The organism is Vibrio limimangrovi (assembly GCF_054064025.1).
Genome location: NZ_JBSUGF010000006.1, coordinates 381,109 through 397,771, shown reverse-complemented (window position 1 = coordinate 397,771; position 16,663 = coordinate 381,109). Strand labels below are relative to the sequence as shown.

Annotated in this window: 14 protein-coding genes; 10 read left to right on the top strand and 4 right to left on the bottom strand. The window is 44.6% G+C overall.

Annotated elements, in window-relative coordinates; translation table 11 throughout:
* Positions 1–76: 76 nt before the first annotated feature.
* On the bottom strand, positions 77–649 hold the full coding sequence (locus ACWYU8_RS07695; RefSeq protein ID WP_457518582.1) for an MSMEG_1061 family FMN-dependent PPOX-type flavoprotein: 573 nt from the start codon (positions 647–649) through the stop codon (positions 77–79).
* Positions 650–832: 183 nt separating this feature from the next.
* Here ACWYU8_RS07695 and ACWYU8_RS07690 point away from each other — a divergent pair, with 183 nt between their 5' ends.
* From ACWYU8_RS07690 to ACWYU8_RS07675, 4 genes are read left to right on the top strand one after another with little or no spacing between them, the layout of a single operon-like run.
* A complete protein-coding gene (locus ACWYU8_RS07690) occupies positions 833–1,819 on the top strand; it encodes an iron-siderophore ABC transporter substrate-binding protein (protein ID WP_457518581.1) in 987 nt (328 codons plus the stop codon).
* A complete protein-coding gene (locus ACWYU8_RS07685) occupies positions 1,816–2,853 on the top strand; it encodes a FecCD family ABC transporter permease (RefSeq protein WP_457518579.1) in 1,038 nt (345 codons plus the stop codon). Before ACWYU8_RS07690 ends, ACWYU8_RS07685 begins: the two co-directional genes overlap by 4 nt.
* Entirely contained in the window at positions 2,853–3,893 is a 1,041-nt protein-coding gene (locus ACWYU8_RS07680) for a FecCD family ABC transporter permease (protein ID WP_457518577.1), read from the top strand. The genes ACWYU8_RS07685 and ACWYU8_RS07680 overlap by 1 nt, the downstream gene beginning before the upstream one ends.
* Positions 3,890–4,690 (top strand): ABC transporter ATP-binding protein, encoded by an 801-nt coding sequence (locus tag ACWYU8_RS07675; RefSeq protein ID WP_457518575.1) that lies wholly within the window; start codon positions 3,890–3,892, stop codon positions 4,688–4,690. Before ACWYU8_RS07680 ends, ACWYU8_RS07675 begins: the two co-directional genes overlap by 4 nt.
* Before the next feature lie 21 nt (positions 4,691–4,711).
* Here ACWYU8_RS07675 and ACWYU8_RS07670 read toward each other — a convergent pair whose 3' ends face one another.
* Positions 4,712–5,590, bottom strand: a complete 879-nt coding sequence (locus tag ACWYU8_RS07670) for a LysR family transcriptional regulator (RefSeq protein ID WP_457518573.1) — start codon at positions 5,588–5,590, stop codon at positions 4,712–4,714.
* A 130-nt stretch (positions 5,591–5,720) separates the two neighbouring features.
* On the opposite strand from ACWYU8_RS07670, the gene ACWYU8_RS07665 reads away from it, so the two are divergent.
* Positions 5,721–7,829 carry a TonB-dependent siderophore receptor gene (locus tag ACWYU8_RS07665; protein WP_457518571.1) on the top strand — a complete coding sequence of 703 codons (2,109 nt, stop codon included), beginning with the start codon at positions 5,721–5,723 and terminating at the stop codon, positions 7,827–7,829.
* 278 nt (positions 7,830–8,107) lie between these two features.
* Here ACWYU8_RS07665 and ACWYU8_RS07660 read toward each other — a convergent pair whose 3' ends face one another.
* Positions 8,108–9,004 (bottom strand): LysR family transcriptional regulator, encoded by an 897-nt coding sequence (locus ACWYU8_RS07660; RefSeq protein WP_457518569.1) that lies wholly within the window; start codon positions 9,002–9,004, stop codon positions 8,108–8,110.
* Positions 9,005–9,164: 160 nt separating this feature from the next.
* Here ACWYU8_RS07660 and ACWYU8_RS07655 point away from each other — a divergent pair, with 160 nt between their 5' ends.
* The 4 genes from ACWYU8_RS07655 (at position 9,165) to ACWYU8_RS07640 (ending at position 14,662) form a co-directional block, all read left to right on the top strand.
* Positions 9,165–11,258 (top strand): TonB-dependent receptor domain-containing protein, encoded by a 2,094-nt coding sequence (locus tag ACWYU8_RS07655; RefSeq protein ID WP_457518567.1) that lies wholly within the window; start codon positions 9,165–9,167, stop codon positions 11,256–11,258.
* Positions 11,259–11,374: 116 nt separating this feature from the next.
* Positions 11,375–12,331 carry a siderophore ABC transporter substrate-binding protein gene (locus ACWYU8_RS07650; RefSeq protein ID WP_457518565.1) on the top strand — a complete coding sequence of 319 codons (957 nt, stop codon included), beginning with the start codon at positions 11,375–11,377 and terminating at the stop codon, positions 12,329–12,331.
* A gap of 423 nt (positions 12,332–12,754) precedes the next feature.
* A complete protein-coding gene (locus ACWYU8_RS07645; RefSeq protein WP_457518563.1) occupies positions 12,755–13,012 on the top strand; it encodes an ATP-binding cassette domain-containing protein in 258 nt (85 codons plus the stop codon).
* Between the two features lie 93 nt (positions 13,013–13,105).
* Positions 13,106–14,662 carry a sensor domain-containing diguanylate cyclase gene (locus ACWYU8_RS07640; RefSeq protein WP_457518561.1) on the top strand — a complete coding sequence of 519 codons (1,557 nt, stop codon included), beginning with the start codon at positions 13,106–13,108 and terminating at the stop codon, positions 14,660–14,662.
* Between the two features lie 180 nt (positions 14,663–14,842).
* Here the strand turns inward: ACWYU8_RS07640 and ACWYU8_RS07635 are convergent, their stop codons facing one another.
* On the bottom strand, positions 14,843–15,022 hold the full coding sequence (locus tag ACWYU8_RS07635) for a hypothetical protein (protein WP_457518559.1): 180 nt from the start codon (positions 15,020–15,022) through the stop codon (positions 14,843–14,845).
* Between the two features lie 337 nt (positions 15,023–15,359).
* Between ACWYU8_RS07635 and ACWYU8_RS07630 the strand changes: the two genes are divergently transcribed.
* Entirely contained in the window at positions 15,360–16,319 is a 960-nt protein-coding gene (locus ACWYU8_RS07630; RefSeq protein WP_457518557.1) for a diguanylate cyclase, read from the top strand.
* Positions 16,320–16,663: the final 344 nt, after the last annotated feature.

Below are 16,663 nucleotides of genomic sequence, written 5' to 3'. Positions count from 1 at the left end.
ATTGGGGGTAGAGAACCAAGCTATTCTTGCAAAACCAATCGTCTCGAAGTTATATTGTTTTAAAACTTCTCTAGTATCAATCCCCTCGTTGTTCTTTTTCGACTTGTTGATCCTGAATAATCTTAAGCAGAGAAGGTAAAAACGCTCTGTCTACAAACGACTCGTTACTCCAGATTTTGGACTTCATTAATGCTTTAGGGCAGTGGAACAACAGAGAATCAACGGTCACCGTTATTACCAGCTTCGGTTTGGTTTTTCCATCCAAGCAACGTTCTCGGATTTCGTCATCACAGTGGATAGAAGCCGTTCCTTTTACACGTATAACATCTTCAATGCCCGGAACCACAAACAGCATGCCGACTTTTGGGTTGGTGATGAGGTTGGTTAAGGTATCTAAACGGTTGTTACCTGGACTGTCTGGAAAAGCCAGAGTCTTATCATCTAATACTTTGACAAACCCTGCGTCACCGCCGCGGGGAGAGACATCTAAAAATCCGTCTTGATTAGTCGATGAGAGAAAAAACAGTCTGCTGTTTTCAATGAAAGTTCGAGTGTGTTGGTCAAAGTGCTTAATGTCTTTAGCCACAGCCAGCGGATGAGGTGTGCTATAGAGCTCTCTTAGTTCTTCCAGTGTCGTTATTTGAGTCATTTTACTTTCTCTGTTTTTTATACATTCGTTTTGGTTATCAGTCGTAAACTATTTGTAAATGATACTTAGTGTCATTTGAAATTAGTTTGCATTATCATGTTCTAACTCATAGGACAGAGTCAAATGCCATCTCAGACGAGATGCCGCTGTTATAAAGTTGACGCCAAAATAGAAGCCAATCGTATGTTGAATCTCAAAGCCGTTATTACCGTTTTACTTTTTTCTTTAACCACTGCGTTTAGTTGGGCTAACGATAGCGTTCAGTATCCCATCAAAATTGAGCATGCCTTTGGCACCACGATAATTAAACAAGAACCAGTGCGAGTTGCGACAGTCGCGTGGGCGAATCACGAAGTTCCACTGGCGCTTGGTGTGGTCCCTGTCGGTTTTGCTGCGGCGAAATTCGGTGACGATGATGGGGATGGGGTTCTTCCTTGGGTGAATGCGAGATTGGATGCGCTTGGTGCAGAAACTCCGACGCTGTTTGATGAGGGGGACGGTATTGATTTTGAAGCGGTTGCTGCGACGCAACCGGATGTCATTCTTGCGGCGTATTCAGGTTTGAGCCGTGCTGACTATGAAACACTAAGTCTAATTGCACCTGTCGTGGCATATCCAAACACACCTTGGGCAACAGACTGGAGAAGCATGATCCGCATAAACAGCACTGGTATGGGAATGGTGAAACAAGGCGAAGAACTGATTGCGAGCATTGAGCAAGACATAGCATCGCGATCTGCAAAATATCCAGAACTTAAAGGCAAATCTGCGATGTTTATTACCCATTTGGATCCAACCGATTTGAGTGTTATGCACTTTTACACTGGCAACGATACGCGAGTGAAATTCTTCAGCGACTTAAATCTCGTTTCATCGCAAAGCATTCGCGATTTGAGCCGTTCTGGCCAATTTTCCGGTGAAGCCAGTATTGAACACATCGATGCGTTTAATGATGTTGATATCTTCGTTACCTACGGTGATGAACAACTGTTGAAGCCGCTTGAGAACAACCCGCTGATGGCAAAAATGAATGCGGTTAAGCAGGGGTCGATCGTGATGTTAGGCCGTGGGCCGTTAGCCACCGCAGCCAATCCAACTCCGTTGTCTATCTCATGGGTGTTAGATGATTATCTTGAGGCGTTGGCCGCGGCGGCACGTAAAGCGCAATGAGCACTTCTATTTCAAAAAGTAATCAGTTTTCGTTGTGGGGGATTGAGGTTTCTCGCTCAGTGTCCTTCGTTGCTTTGCTGGTGATGTTGCTTCTTCTGTGCCTGCTCTCTGCTGCGTTAGGGACGAGAGAAGTATCCTGGGCAGAAATTTTCAGCGCAATTCAAGGCAACCTAAATACCGTGGGCGAAGCCGCGGTCGCGATGCGTATCCCACGTACTGTGTTGGCAGTCATTGCAGGAGGCTCTTTAGGATTAGCAGGCGTGGTGATGCAGGGAGTTACTCGCAATCCACTCGCAGACCCCGGTATTCTCGGTGTCAACATTGGCGCTTCATTTTTCGTCGTCATTGGATTGGCTTGGTTTGGGATGAATCAAATCCAGAGCTATGTCTGGATGGCGATTTTAGGCTCTGCACTTACCGCGGTATTTGTTTACACCATCGGTTCAATGGGGCGAGGCGGGGCCACACCGCTTAAGCTGGCGTTAGCAGGCGCAGCAACCTCTGCCGCATTGTCCTGCTTTACTATTGCTGTTGTGTTACCACGGAATGATATTGCGGGCGGGGCACGTTCTTGGCAGATCGGCGGTGTCGGTGGGGCAACATTTGAAACCATCGTTCTTGTGTCGCCTTTTCTGATCGTCGGCTTAGTGATTACCGCTTTAACGGCAAGAAAATTAAATAGCTTGGCATTGGGAGACGATCTCGCCGCTGGTTTGGGTGAGAATGTGGTTCTGGCTCGAAGTGCTGCCGGACTTGGCGCTATTTTGCTCTGTGGTGCAACTACCGCAATTTGTGGCCCGATTGGGTTTGTCGGTTTGGTTGTACCGCATTTCTGTCGTCTGTTAGTGGGTGTTGATCATCGCTGGTTGTTGCCTTTCTCGGCGGTGGGCGGTGCAAGTTTGCTTCTGCTGGCAGACATTATTGGGCGAATCATTTCCCGTCCAAGTGAGTTATCTGTCGGTGTGGTTACTGCATTTATTGGCGCGCCATGTTTTATCTGGATAGTGCGCTGTCAGCGAGTAAGGGAATTATGATGTCCGCTGAGTTACTTCTTTTACAACGGGTGAGAACGGCTCGTCAGCAACGCATGCGACGCTGGGTGTTGATCATTATTGGCTTAATGATTTTAGCGGTTTCAGCCTGGTGTTTAACGTTGGTTTTAGGACAATCCTATACCCCTCCGGCTATCGTTTGGAAAGTATTGCAGGGAGAAAATATCCCCGGCGCGAGTTTTACCGTTGGGCATTTACGATTACCCAGAGCGATAATTTCGTTATTAGTTGGAATGAGTTTTGGCTTAGCGGGTGTTGCATTTCAAACCATGCTGCGTAACCCGTTAGCCAGCCCTGACATCGTGGGCGTGAGTTCCGGTGCAAGTGCTGCGGCAGTGTTTGCGATTATTGTTCTGAATATGGATGGCTCTGCCGTTGCGGTTTTCTCTATTCTGGCTGGCTTAGCGGTTGCGCTGACAGTGTATGGCCTGTCGTACAAAAATGGTGTGGCGGGCACTCGATTGATTTTGGTCGGTATAGGCGTTTCAGCCATGATTGAAAGTTATATCGCCTACCTACTGTCGCAAGCCTCATCGTGGGATTTGCAAGAGGCGATGCGTTGGTTAACCGGAAGTGTCAATTCAGTACAAATAGATCAAAGTGTGTCATTGTTGGTTTCACTGATTTTCTTCGGTGGCCTGCTGCTGAGTCAAACCAAGTCATTAGAAGCGTTGCGTATGGGGGACGACACAGCCGCCGCTCTGGGTGTGAATGTCACCTTTACCCGTATAGCCGTTATTGTCTGTGCCGTCGGTTTAATTGCGGTGGCCACTGCTGTGACAGGCCCTATTGCATTTGTGGCTTTTCTATCCGGACCTATCGCAGCTCGCATCGTTGGTTCAAACGGCTCTTTGCTCATTCCCGCTGCGCTAGTCGGTGCGGTATTAGTGTTAACTGGGGATTACATTGGACAGTTCTTACTTCCAAGCCGCTATCCGGTTGGGGTTATCACGGGCGCGTTAGGTGCTCCTTATCTTATTTATTTAATTATACGCGTGAATCGTAAAGGGGGAGCGTTGTGACAAAAGCTCATGAACTTGTGGTAGAGCAGTTGTCTGCTGGTTATGGCGAAAAAACCATAGTAAAAGATCTCTCGATCAATATTTCTCCAGGAAAAATCACCTCGATTGTTGGCGCTAATGCTTGTGGTAAGTCGACGCTGTTAAGAACGATATCTCGCCTACTTGCGCCATCTAGCGGTCAGGTGCTGCTGGACGGAAAGTCTGTCCATCAAAGCCCGACACGAACTTTGGCACGCACTTTGGGCTTATTGCCTCAGTCTCCGGTTGCTCCGGAAGGCATTACGGTTGGCGATCTTGTGAGCCGTGGTCGTCACCCACATCATGGATTAATGTCCCGCTGGAATAGCAAAGATGACGAAGCGGTATCCAATGCGCTAGAAGTCACAAAGATTACAGACCTGATAGACAGAGAAGTGGATGAGTTGTCTGGTGGGCAACGTCAGCGTGTTTGGATAGCAATGGCGCTTGCACAAGAGACAGATATTCTGTTGCTCGACGAACCGACCACGTTTTTAGATGTGACCCATCAGGTTGAAGTGCTGGATTTACTGGTGGATTTGAATCTTCAGCGAGGGATTACCGTAGTGATGGTTCTGCATGATCTCAATTTAGCTGCCCGCTATTCAGACTATTTGTTAGCGATGATTAACGGGCAGGTTCATGCCCATGGTGAACCTTCCAGCGTGCTCACCAATGACACCATTCAAACGGTATTTGGTTTGAACAACCACATCATTATCGATCCGGTTTCGAACATTCCTATGATGATTCCAATCGGTCGGCACAAGCTGAAATAGCGGATACACCAAAGACAACAGTTAGTTGGACAGTAGCTGCAAAAACTCCATCAGGGCCGGATTATCAGAAGTATTTTTATACACAAAGCTTAGTGGTGATGTGTGGGGTAATACATCCAGTGGTGTATAGCAGAGCATATTCGATGGTCGTGTAAAGTGGCGTTCGTTAACGATCGCAACGCCATTGCCAGCCGCGACTAAGCCAAGCATAGTACTTTCACCATGTGCCCACTGAGTCACTTGTGGCGTCCAGCCTATCTCATTAAATACGTTTTCTTGCCAATCGTAGTAGTACGGATCAGCGCTTCTCGGTAAGCGCACAGAAGGGATGAGATTGAGTTCATCGATGCTGATGGACGGTGAGATGGCCTTTTTCCAATCGGATGGATAGGCGAGAACTAGTCTGTCTTGGGAAATAGGGTGAACGGAGTATTCGGAAGAAAGATCAGAGAAATGATACAGGAAAGCCCCATCAATTTGGTCTAATTCTAAACGCTTTAGCAGCACCATTGGTGTGTCTGAATACACTTCCAGTTCTACTTCATGATTATCATGGCGAAACTGGTTAACACATTGATTAACTTGCCCTTCCCACAGTACAAAGTCAGGCGCTCCTAGCGCGAGAGATCCGTATTCGGTATGGGTAAACTGACGGACGCGTTCATTCGCATCATCAATTTGCCTGATTATCGCTCCAAGTTGTTTTTGATAAATCTTTCCAGCGCGGTTCAGGCGTAATCCTTTAGGTAAGCGGTCGAATAGCTGAATGCCTAACTCGGTTTCTAATTCTTTGATTTTTCGCGAAATGGCAGGCTGAGTGACATGCACCTTTTGAGCCGCTAAACGAATATTTTGTGTTTCGGCGACAGCTAAAAAGTATTTGAGGTGGCGTAGCTCCATTGAGTTATTTCTCTCTCGGCATCGGTTGATAACTATATATCAATTTAAATTACCACAAATAGTAAGCATTATCGTTTGCATTATCAATAGTATAAAATAACAATAAAAGTAGCAGTATAGGATTATAAAAATGGAAAATATTAGAAGTCGTAGGGAACGTTCTAGTGCGATGCACATACTTCTCTGCTTTGTGCCTGTCCTTTCTTATTCAGGTTTTGTTTATTCAGAAGTTCAAGATAGTGTTCAAGAAGATCAAGCTCATCGTGTAAACACTATTACGGTTTATGGGCAACCAATAGCGAGTGATGCTGATACCACGGTTGCTGAAGAACTCTGGGTTGGCGGTAAAGTTGCCACCAATGTTCAGGATACCCCTGCACTAGTTTCTGTTATTACTGAAAAAGAGATCAACCAGCGTAATGCGTCCACCACAGAAGAAATTCTTCAGTATTCCCCAGGTTTAATCACGGATTATTACGGCTCTGATGATCGAAATGACTACTTCAAAATCCGGGGATTTCAGGCAACAACCTACCGTGATGGTATGACGTTAGGTTCTATGCGTGGCGTACGTGAAGATCCGTATGCGTATGAACGTGTTGAAGTCATTCGTGGTGCAAACTCAACGCTGTTTGGCCCAGCAGACCCTGGTGGTTCAGTGAACTTTGTCAGTAAAAGACCTAAGTTTGAACGTATTGGCAATACTTATGCTTCTTATGGTTCTTTCGATAATAAAGAACTCGGATTGGATTTTGGTGACGTGCTTAACGAGTCGGAAACCGTCGCTTATCGTTTCACGACTAAAATCAAAGACAGCGATCTCGAATACGATCATTCAAAAAATATCTCTCAGTTTGTGATGGGCGGGCTTACTTGGCAACCTTCGGTGCAAACCACAGCAACCCTTATTGTGGATTATCTTGGTCGAGATACGACTCCTAACAGCGGTGGTTACCCATTGGACAAAGAGTACGATCGCAGTGATTTCTACGGTGAGCCTGATTACAACAAACATGATGTTGAACGTATCAATGTTACTGCCCAGTTCGCACATTACTTTGACAACGGGATCTCTCTAAGCAGCAACTTACGTTACAGCAAACTTGAAGACGATTTCGGTTATGTGTATTTGACTGATTCTGAGAGTCGTACAAGCAGCGTTGTCTCTCGTGATTACTTTGGGACAGATACTGAATCTGAGCAGCTCATCGGGAATATGATTATGCAATACGACGCAAGTTTTGAGCGTATTGATAGCAGTTCCTTGATCGGCTTAGAGTACCGTGATGCTTCGACTCAGGACGCATCAGTATTTGGTGATGTGAGTGACATAGATATCGCTAATCCATCGTACTCGGGCATCCCCGCAATCGGAGCGCCATACAGCAAAAATGACCAGGATGAGACAACGAAATCGGTGTTCATTCAGCAAAATTTATCATTGGATGACCGATACATCCTAACGTTGGGTGCGCGACATGATTATATGGATCTATCGAGCCGTGACATCAGCAATAGTTATTCAAGCGATGATTTCTCTGAGACGTCTCTGCGTGGTGCGTTTACGGTAAAAGTGACGGATGAGTGGTCAACCTATCTCAGTCAGGTTGAGTCTGTGGCACCGCCAAGCATCGGTGTAAAACCAGAACGAGGCGAGCAACTAGAAATAGGGGTTAAATACGCGCCACTGGCTATGAATGCGCTGTTCTCTGCTGCGGTTTACGACCTCGAAAAGAATGATGTCACGATGGCGATCGTTCAGGATAATGGCACTATCGAACGTGAAACTATTGGCGAAACTCGTGTGCGTGGTCTTGATTTAGAAATGAAGGCGGAAATAACCGATCGCTTCAATGTAACGGGTGGTTATTCATACATGAAGTCTGAAGTGGTTCGTGGTAGCACTCGAGGCGGTGACGTTTTGGATGGCAATGAATTTGCAGCAGCGCCAAATCATAGTGCTTCTTTATGGGGTTACTACACTCTACCTAATGAAACGATGGATGTCGGCTTAGGTACGCGTTACGTGGGAACTTATTACTTTGATGCTGCCAATACCGCAAAAAGCGAAGCAGCAACGCTTTTTGATGCGGCATTCGCTTACCGTATTTCAAAATCTACCCAACTATCACTTAACGTGCATAACTTAACTGACAAGCAGTATGTTGTGGGTGCGGGTACAGCGAACTACTACAACCCTGGGCGATCGATGAACGCGGTACTGAATTACTCTTGGTAATCGTACTCCGTTTGGCTCTAACGAAGCTTTAACGTGGAGTTGCAATTGGGCTAAGAGGATTATTTGGAATAGCCATTGATAATTACCGGCGCATTAGCGTTACGCTGTCAGGGGTACAACCAATCAACGTTTAAAGCCGAGCAAGTTTGATGCTCGGCTTTAAACTATTTTTATCATCCTGGTAGCTTGGTTACGTAATTACGATAGAAAATGATGACGCCTAATTTTTTACATTATAAATCAATTATATGAAAAACAACGGGTATCCTGTTATTTGCCTATACCCATTCTGCTGGGCGGGTTTCACGTAATACATCAATAAACAACTTCAATCTCAACGGGTGCCTGCCAATTGGGTAAAAACAGTTCACCGTGGCTGGAGTAGATAACCAACCGTCAAGGCAAGTCATTAAGCTGCCGGGATGGGATTTTTCAAACCCATTCGCAAGCCAAGTTGGCAGTAAGCCGATACCTCTTCCTTTTGCGATTGCGTCCGCTTGCATCGTTAAGTTATCGCTTTGTAGACGGCTTTCTAAAGCAGGCAGTTCATAATCGCCATAAGTGGGATGATGCAATGACAATGCTTCTTGTCGCGCAGCAATAAAGTCAATCCAAGGATGGTTGATCAACTCTTTTGGATGACTGAGTCTGCTGTGCTTTGACAAGTAAGCAGGGGAAGCGTAAGCGGCATAATGCCAAAGCCCGAGTTGTTCCCGGCGGTATCCCATCGGAGTAATGTCTCCAATCCAAATAATGAGGTCCGCATCAATAGTGTGTTCTCCATGATGGAATTGACTGTATATGCGGATTTTAATGTCTGGGTGGTTTTGCATAAACATATCAAGTACTTGACTCATCCATCGACGTGTCAAGTTTGGGTGAACGATAAGCGTAATCTCTCCGGTTACTTGATTGTTCAGTTCATGGAGTGCTTCTTTCCCTTTGCCTGCGAGTTCTAATAACTGTTCAGAGTAAACTGAAAATACTTCACCCGCTTTGGTTAGCGTTAACCGGTTACCTTGTTTGGCTACCAGTGCCTGGCCAAGATCTTCTTCAAGTTGCGTGAGTCTTCTACTGAGTGTGGATTTTGGTTGCCCCAAAGATTTTGCTGCTGCGGTTAAACTTTTATGCTGACAAAGGGCATGAAACGCGCGCACAGCACTTAGATCTTGCATATACAGCTCCTTATGCATTCACCGAATTGTGTTGCAAATGAGAATTGTTCCACTTGTGGTCCAAAGTGTCTCACATATTGATCTATTTCCGAAATCAATTTTATGAATAATTCCCATATCAAGCTTGATATTGATAATTATTCACATTAAGGAGTTGTAAATGTTCAGTTGGACCCCCTCTCAAGTTGCATTGGCAGTGTCACTTGGCCTAATCAGTCAAAGCGCAGCTTGGGCGGAAGAAGCACAAAATTCTGCGGATGAAACTGTCGTTGTCACGGCATCTGGTTTCGAACAAACGTTGCAGCGTGCTCCTGCAACGATGTCGGTGATTTCTGCGGAAGAAATTGAGAAAAGAGCGTATACCGATATTACTGATGTTTTAAAAAATATGTCAGGTGTCCAAGTGATGGGAGGCGGAGTTGAGCAATCTATCATGATTCGTGGCATGGCGTCTGACTACACGTTATTTTTGATTGATGGCCGACCTGTACAAGGTAACGACGCATTCGGGCTCAATGGAAATCAAGCGGGCACACCGATCAACTTTTTGCCGCCAGTCTCAGAGATAGAACGAATCGAGGTTATTCGCGGTCCAGCCTCTGCACTGTATGGCTCTGATGCGATGGGTGGCGTTATTAACGTTATCACTAAAAAAGTTCGCAACGAGTGGGGGGGAAGTGTTTCTACAGAGTACACTAAAGCAGACAGCGCAAACAAAGTTAATGAAGATGCGATGCAAACCAACTTTGTTCTGAATGCGCCTCTGATTGAGGAAAAACTTTCTCTTCAACTGAGTGGATCTTTCTTAAACCAAGACGAAAGCCATTTTATCGGCGGTGATGATAGTTATGCATCAGATCCGGAATATAAACGTAAAAACTTTTCTTCGAAACTAAACTGGGTGATCAATGAGGAAAATAATATCGCTGCTGGATATAGCCGATATGTGCAAGAACGAACTCACACGCCGGGTGTAAGTATCGCTGAAACGGTGACCAATCGCGATGGTAGTATCAGTGATGCGGAATTGAGTTACGACAAATCGGTTCGTGATACTTTCTTCATCGAACATGAAGGTCATTATGACGATATGCGTTGGAAAACGTATCTTAACTACGATGACTCCGATAACTCAACACGCACAAACGAAACTACTGGTAATGGTATCCAATTTGATGTGCTGACTTTGAATTCTCAGGCTAACTGGTTTTGGGATCATAATACATTGACTATTGGCGCGACCTATAAGAATGAGCGTTTAGAAGATGGTGCCACCAATGGATTAACCCCACCTGTGATTCCGGTTGCTGATGCAGTCAATAAAATGGAGCGCTACCAATACTCTATATTCGCGGAGAACGAATGGGCACCGATTGATGATCTTTCTATTGTGTTAAGTGGCCGCTTCGACGACAACCAAGACTTTGGTAGCCAATTTAGCCCTAAGATTTATGGTGTTTATGGCGTAACTGATGAAGTAGTCATTAAGGGCGGTGTGACATCGGGCTACAAAGCGCCTAGCTTACGTCAAAGTGCGAATGATTTCGGCGCGAGCTCTCGTGGGGGTGTAATTATTGGGAACCCAGAGTTAAAACCGGAAACGAGTCTAAACTACGAAATTGGTATCGGCTATGACGACCTTTACGGTTCTGGTTTATCAACAACTCTAACGGCTTACATCTCTGAATTTAAAGACAAGATCAACCGCACAGGCCGTGTATGTGAAGCGGATGTCGAGTGTTATTACAACGGCACATACTACCCTGCACATCAGTATGGCTATACGGCGTATGAAAATATCGCAGAAGCGGAAATGTCTGGGATTGAGTTCACCCTTGATTACCAATTTACTCAAGACCTGAAGTACCGAAACTCATACACTTACACCAAAACTGAGCAAAAGACGGGTGAATACGCAGGTGAGCCACTCAACGATATCGCCAAACACATGTTCAATGCTTCGTTGGAATGGCAAGCGACCGAGCGACTGTTGCTGTGGACGCAAGGTAATTATCGAGGAGAGACCTCCGGCCGTTGGCAAACTGGTACCAGTGGCAGTTCGACTAATGGTCTAACTATTCCGGATTACACCTTTTACGATTTAGGTCTGGTGTACAAGCCAAAACGTGACCTTAACCTAAAGGCAGGGGTATACAACGTCTTTAACGAAGAAGTGAATCCAGAAGAAGATGCGGATTATCGCTACATCCTGGATGGGCGTAAATATCACGTGTCTGTGGCTTACAACTTCTAATTCGGAATGTTCATTCGAGGGGAGATCTGTCCCCTCGATGGTCCCGCATTATTACTTTCCCTTTTATGAATAACAGGACTGATGATTCGGATGCGAACTTCAGCCGAGAGAGACTTATGAAGAGCATTAAAATTACCCTTATGGCACTTGTCGCCAGTATTTCTCCAGCAACATTGGCATGGGCTTACCCACTCGATATTGACCATAGACAAGGTGTTACGACAATAGAACAACAACCAACACGAGTCGTGGTGTTTGACCTCGCTTCGTTAGACACTATGGATGCGCTAGGAGTATCCGCTGTTGGAGTTCCTGATGCGTTATTTCCTACTTATTTAAGTCAGTACACTGATGAGAAAGTAGCAAAGGTGGGAACTCTATTCAAACCAGACTACGCGGCAATCAAAGCCATCGATCCAGATCTTATCATTGTTGCTGGACGTTCGAGTTCAGCATATCCGGAACTGACAGAGTTGGCACCAACGATTGATATGAGCATTGACCCGTCTGCTTATGAGGCCGGAATCCTCAAGAATCTGACAACGTTAGGAGCAATCTTCAACCGAGAACAGCAAGCAAATAAATTAGCAACTGATCTAAGCAAGTCAATTAAGACGCTCCAGTCTCTAGGGAGCAAAGAAGGTGGTGGTTTAGTACTCTTCACCATAAAAGATAACGTTATGCTTCATGCCCCAGGTGATCGATTCGGGATGCTGTATGAGTTATCGGGCTTGTCTTCAGTTGTTGCGCCTTCTACGGCGGCAAAGCCGCAATCAAGGCCAAAATCTGGTTCTGAAGAAGCGAAAGCGGCCAAGTTATTGGGTGAACAAAAGCTAAAACGAGCGTTGGATCGTAAGCCTGAATGGTTGATTGTACTTGATCGCGGAGCCGCTACGGGTGAGAAAGGTCAAGCGGAACAGACGCTCGCTGCAAAAGAAGCGATTACGCATACACCGGCATGGAAAGAAGATCAGGTTTACTATTTGAATCCTACCAACTGGTATTTAGCAACTGGTGGTTATCAAAGCGTTAATCTGACGTTGTCAGAGTTGCAATCGCGTTTTACTGAGTAATATCACACTAACCGATTATTCAATTCCTAGGGTAGTTCTAAACGCCCTGGTTAAATGGATTCGACATTAGGTATCGATTTTAATAAGAACTTACATGCCAAGCCGAGCAGCATTGCTGCTCGGTTTATTTTTACATAACAGCCTGAGATGCTCTCTATCAAGTAAAGTAGAACAACAGGATTCGGACTGAATTAAATAGGTTTAAATGAAATATAATGTAATTGACTAATGAGTCAATGTGATAAATATCAATTTATATTCTTATTAACAGATGCTTTTTATTCAATGCATACATTATGGTTATTAGGTAAATTGCATTAATAATCCTATCTAGATTTTCACTATTACGAAGTTAAATACTCGCATATAAATGATAACTGTTGTCATTTATGTTTGTTGGAAATAACCATTAAGCATGGGCTGATGATAGAGGTGATCGAAAAGCTCAGTATCAAAGCCGGAAGTCACAACATTCTACTGGGTGGCAATGGAGCCGGAAAATTCAGTCTGTTGCGAGTGCTTGCCGGATTAGAAGATCTTGACAGTGGTCAGCTGTTACTGGATGACATATCCATGACCCAGCTTGATCCCAGTGGTCACCAGCGAGATATTGACTACCTGCCCCAATACCAACGCGTTTTTGAGGTTGGATGCATGCATCAGCAAGGCAGTACTGATTAAACTTTGAAACTATAGTCAATTTTACTTGACCGCGACATTCGAACGTTTAGATTAGCCAGAGCATTCATAGAATAAGTAGTAGAGAATAGTTAGATGTGGGCCAAATTGAATTTAAGAAAGCTAATCCTGATTCTATGCGTGTTCAGTGTCGTTGTTACATTGCTCAATGCTTTTTACTCGATCTATCGAGTGCAGCATGATCTGATTATGCGCAACACTATGGAGTCGAATCGTGTTTACGCTGAGAAATTGGCGGAAATGACGGATTCCTTCATCGATTCTGCGATGTCACAGCTTGAATACAGCGCTCGTACACTCAGTACGACAATGGATGATCCCGAGGTTCTGGAGAGAGAAGTAGATCGCTTAAGGCGCCAAACCAATTCCTTTAACTCGGTTGTTATCGTCAATTCAGAAGGCGTGATTGTTTCTGTTTCGCCTGAAACGTTGCAAGTGAAAGGTATGCGTCTGAACAGCGAGCGTTTGATGCAATCTTTGCACTCGCAAGCGCCGAAAATTACGGATCCGTTTGTCTCTCCTGCTGGAAATTATTTAACCAGTCTTTCATATCCTATATTTTCGGGTAATGGAGAGTATATGGGGTACGTTGCAGGCACCATATATCTCGAGCAAAAAAACATACTGATGACGTTACTGGGTAAACATAGCTATAAAGATGGTTCTTATCTTTATGTTGTCGACCAGAATCGCACCCTGATATACCATCCTGACAAACGTAGGATAGGGCAGCAAGTCGTCAACAATGAGGCCGTCGATGCCGTTATTGAGGGAAAATATGGGCAGCAGGACATCGTAAATTCTCTGGGTACGGAGATGCTTGCCGGATACGCACCAGTAAAGCATGCGGGATGGGGGATCGTTGCGCAGAGACCTAAAGATCTCACGCTATCGATGCTGGATCAGCAAATGTGGAATGTGTTTCTAGAGACGCTTCCTATCGGCGCACTCACACTTTTACTTATCTGGATTTCTTCAGTATTCATATCCAAACCATTGTGGCAGTTGGCCAGCGCAGTGAAGAACTTTGAGAACCATACTTCGGACGAGAATGATTTCACGCAGATCAAGCCGTGGTACTTTGAGGCGAGTTATCTGAAACGCAGTTTTGTAAGTGCGATGAATATTGTCTCTAACACCATTGATCAGCTTCACTTAGACACCTTAACGGATTCGATGACCGGTTTATTAAATCGTCGAGGGTTAGACAAGGCGGTAGCAAGTCTCCGCGAGCAAAACACGCCATTTTCCGTACTTGCATTGGACGTTGATTATTTTAAGAAAGTGAATGATACCTTCGGCCATGATGCGGGAGATGCGTTACTAAAGAGCGTTGCGACGTTAATTCAGGATCAGGCGAGGGAGGGTGATGCAGTATGTCGCGCTGGTGGGGAAGAGTTCATTGTCTTTCTGACGCAAACGGATCTGGATCAGGCGCTCGTGGTTGCAGAACGAGTAAGAAAATCGATTGAATCACACGAATTTTTGACCGTTGGTAACGTGACGATTTCAGTTGGTGTATCCCACTGGGATGGCACGAATGAGCCGATTAACGCGGTTCTTAAATCGGCTGACGATGCGCTGTATCAAGCGAAGCACAATGGCAGGAATCAAACCGTAGTACGTTACTGATAGCAGAGTTATCTTTGAGTTTTAAGGTGCAATGTCCGTAAGTTACGGACATTGCGAGTTGCATTAAACGGTTCGGTATGAGTTAGGTTGCGATGGTAACTCGTTATTCTCATGGTTTAATGCAACTAAGTTTTAAATTAAAAAAATATGGCAGTCTATACGAAGCGCAAAGAGCACTTATTATTGCGGGCTATGATAGCGCTTCTGCTTTTCTTCAATTATTTTTCGTAATTGCGTTCTACGTTTACTTTGAATGGTTTCAAGCAAGTTCGCTCTTTTCATTTCTCCTTCAACACCGGGTGGTCTCTCTCGTAAGTGACTACCGTTACCTAGGCCAACTGTATCTTTTGTTTTTTTCATATTCCTGACTTTTTTGTATAAATAAAATCGTCCATACACAGCTAGTAGAGCTATAAAGACTCAGATTCATACATAAAACTAAGCATTCATAACCTTATTATTTATATGCAAATTAAGTGTATGCCATAAGTTTCATTTTTATTTTGTATTAACAGTTAAGCGTGTGTCAATGAAAATTGTAACCGATTACATTTGGAAGTGTTATAAATTAGTATGATTGTTTATAAGCTTCTTCGGTGTCACTTTTGCTCAGGCTTTCTGCAAATTGCTTACTTTCAGGTAAAGGTTAAGAAACTAGATTTAATATTCCATGGAGTTCATAATGTTGACATAAAGGATGAAGTTTTCATGTGTTCACTTACGTCAAAATAGCGTTCCTGTATTACTGGAGAAAATTATGCTCAATATGGATAGGACTGAGTTACAAACGGCATTACAGCAGTTGGATCAAGCTATTTATAACCATGAACAGTGGTCGAAGGAGATCATCCGATCCATAGTATGTCATCTACCTTTTGATAACCGAGATGTGGTGGGAGACGCTCATCGACAATGCCGGTTTGGGCAGTGGTATTATGGATCGTTACCACGTACTATCCGCGAGCATCCAGCATTTTTGGCTATTGAAGCTGAGCATCGTCACTTACATCAGTATGCAGTGCGATTGCTTCTAACTGCTACCAATTCAGAGCCATGTTCATCGGTAGATTTCGATAACTTCCACAAAGCCTCTGATCGTCTGCAAATGGAAGTCTACACCCTCAAAAAAGAGCTGGAAGAGTCAATCAACAATCGTGATGTTCTGACTGGGGCTGAAAACCGTATCAGTATGCTTTCTCAACTAAGAACAATGCGTGAGTTGGTGAAAAGAGGCGTGCAGGAGTGCGGAATTGTATTGATGGACTTAGATTATTTTAAGGCCGTTAACGATACATATGGTCATGCTGTAGGGGATCAGGCATTAGTGGCCTGGGTGCGTCATATCAAGGCGCATTTGAGGCCTTATGACAAAGTGTATAGATACGGTGGCGAAGAATTTCTGCTGACGTTTCCGACAACGAATAGAGAGGCTATTTTCGACGTCGTTGAACGACTACGCAGTGGTATGGCTGTGATTGATATTGATGGTGACCCCACCAGGCCTCTTAAAGTCACCGCCTCTTTCGGGATTACTATGCTTGAACCCAATGTGAGCGTAGAGGAATCCATCGACAGGGCTGACAGAGCAATGTATGCCGCTAAAAAAGGGGGGCGTAACCGCAGTTGCTGCTGGGATTCATCAATGACTTTTGTCTAGTGTGGGAAACACTTTCAACATTCTCTGTGTGTCAGTTTAGAACTGCTTTATGATCATACTCCCGTCAGTCATTCGTGACTCGAAATAGCATGTGCATGCAAAGCCTTATTAAGTGCTGCCCACCACGACAAGTGTCAATCATCTTTATCGCCAGTTCAGGCTATCAGTCTTGGAATTCTTGGAGTAATATAACTACAGATGTAAAAAATGATATGTCGTTGTTGCCGTAATTCGAACTGATGTGGCGTTATAGTTAAATAACGAATGTCGGTGAATTTTTTGTCGCTTGATGAGCCTTTTCGATATCCCTCCGCAGCAGCGTAGTCATTCAAGTGTCGTCTAAT

What these genes read in the sequence shown, in the direction of transcription:
- ACWYU8_RS07695 (WP_457518582.1), bottom strand. Translation starts at nt 649, where the DNA reads ATGACTCAAATAACGACACTGGAAGAACTAAGAGAGCTCTATAGCACA.
- ACWYU8_RS07690 (WP_457518581.1), top strand. Translation starts at nt 833, where the DNA reads ATGTTGAATCTCAAAGCCGTTATTACCGTTTTACTTTTTTCTTTAACC.
- ACWYU8_RS07685 (WP_457518579.1), top strand. Translation starts at nt 1,816, where the DNA reads ATGAGCACTTCTATTTCAAAAAGTAATCAGTTTTCGTTGTGGGGGATT.
- ACWYU8_RS07680 (WP_457518577.1), top strand. Translation starts at nt 2,853, where the DNA reads ATGTCCGCTGAGTTACTTCTTTTACAACGGGTGAGAACGGCTCGTCAG.
- ACWYU8_RS07670 (WP_457518573.1), bottom strand. Translation starts at nt 5,590, where the DNA reads ATGGAGCTACGCCACCTCAAATACTTTTTAGCTGTCGCCGAAACACAA.
- ACWYU8_RS07665 (WP_457518571.1), top strand. Translation starts at nt 5,721, where the DNA reads ATGGAAAATATTAGAAGTCGTAGGGAACGTTCTAGTGCGATGCACATA.
- ACWYU8_RS07660 (WP_457518569.1), bottom strand. Translation starts at nt 9,004, where the DNA reads ATGCAAGATCTAAGTGCTGTGCGCGCGTTTCATGCCCTTTGTCAGCAT.
- ACWYU8_RS07655 (WP_457518567.1), top strand. Translation starts at nt 9,165, where the DNA reads ATGTTCAGTTGGACCCCCTCTCAAGTTGCATTGGCAGTGTCACTTGGC.
- ACWYU8_RS07650 (WP_457518565.1), top strand. Translation starts at nt 11,375, where the DNA reads ATGAAGAGCATTAAAATTACCCTTATGGCACTTGTCGCCAGTATTTCT.
- ACWYU8_RS07645 (WP_457518563.1), top strand. Translation starts at nt 12,755, where the DNA reads ATGATAGAGGTGATCGAAAAGCTCAGTATCAAAGCCGGAAGTCACAAC.
- ACWYU8_RS07640 (WP_457518561.1), top strand. Translation starts at nt 13,106, where the DNA reads ATGTGGGCCAAATTGAATTTAAGAAAGCTAATCCTGATTCTATGCGTG.
- ACWYU8_RS07635 (WP_457518559.1), bottom strand. Translation starts at nt 15,022, where the DNA reads ATGAAAAAAACAAAAGATACAGTTGGCCTAGGTAACGGTAGTCACTTA.
- ACWYU8_RS07630 (WP_457518557.1), top strand. Translation starts at nt 15,360, where the DNA reads ATGAAGTTTTCATGTGTTCACTTACGTCAAAATAGCGTTCCTGTATTA.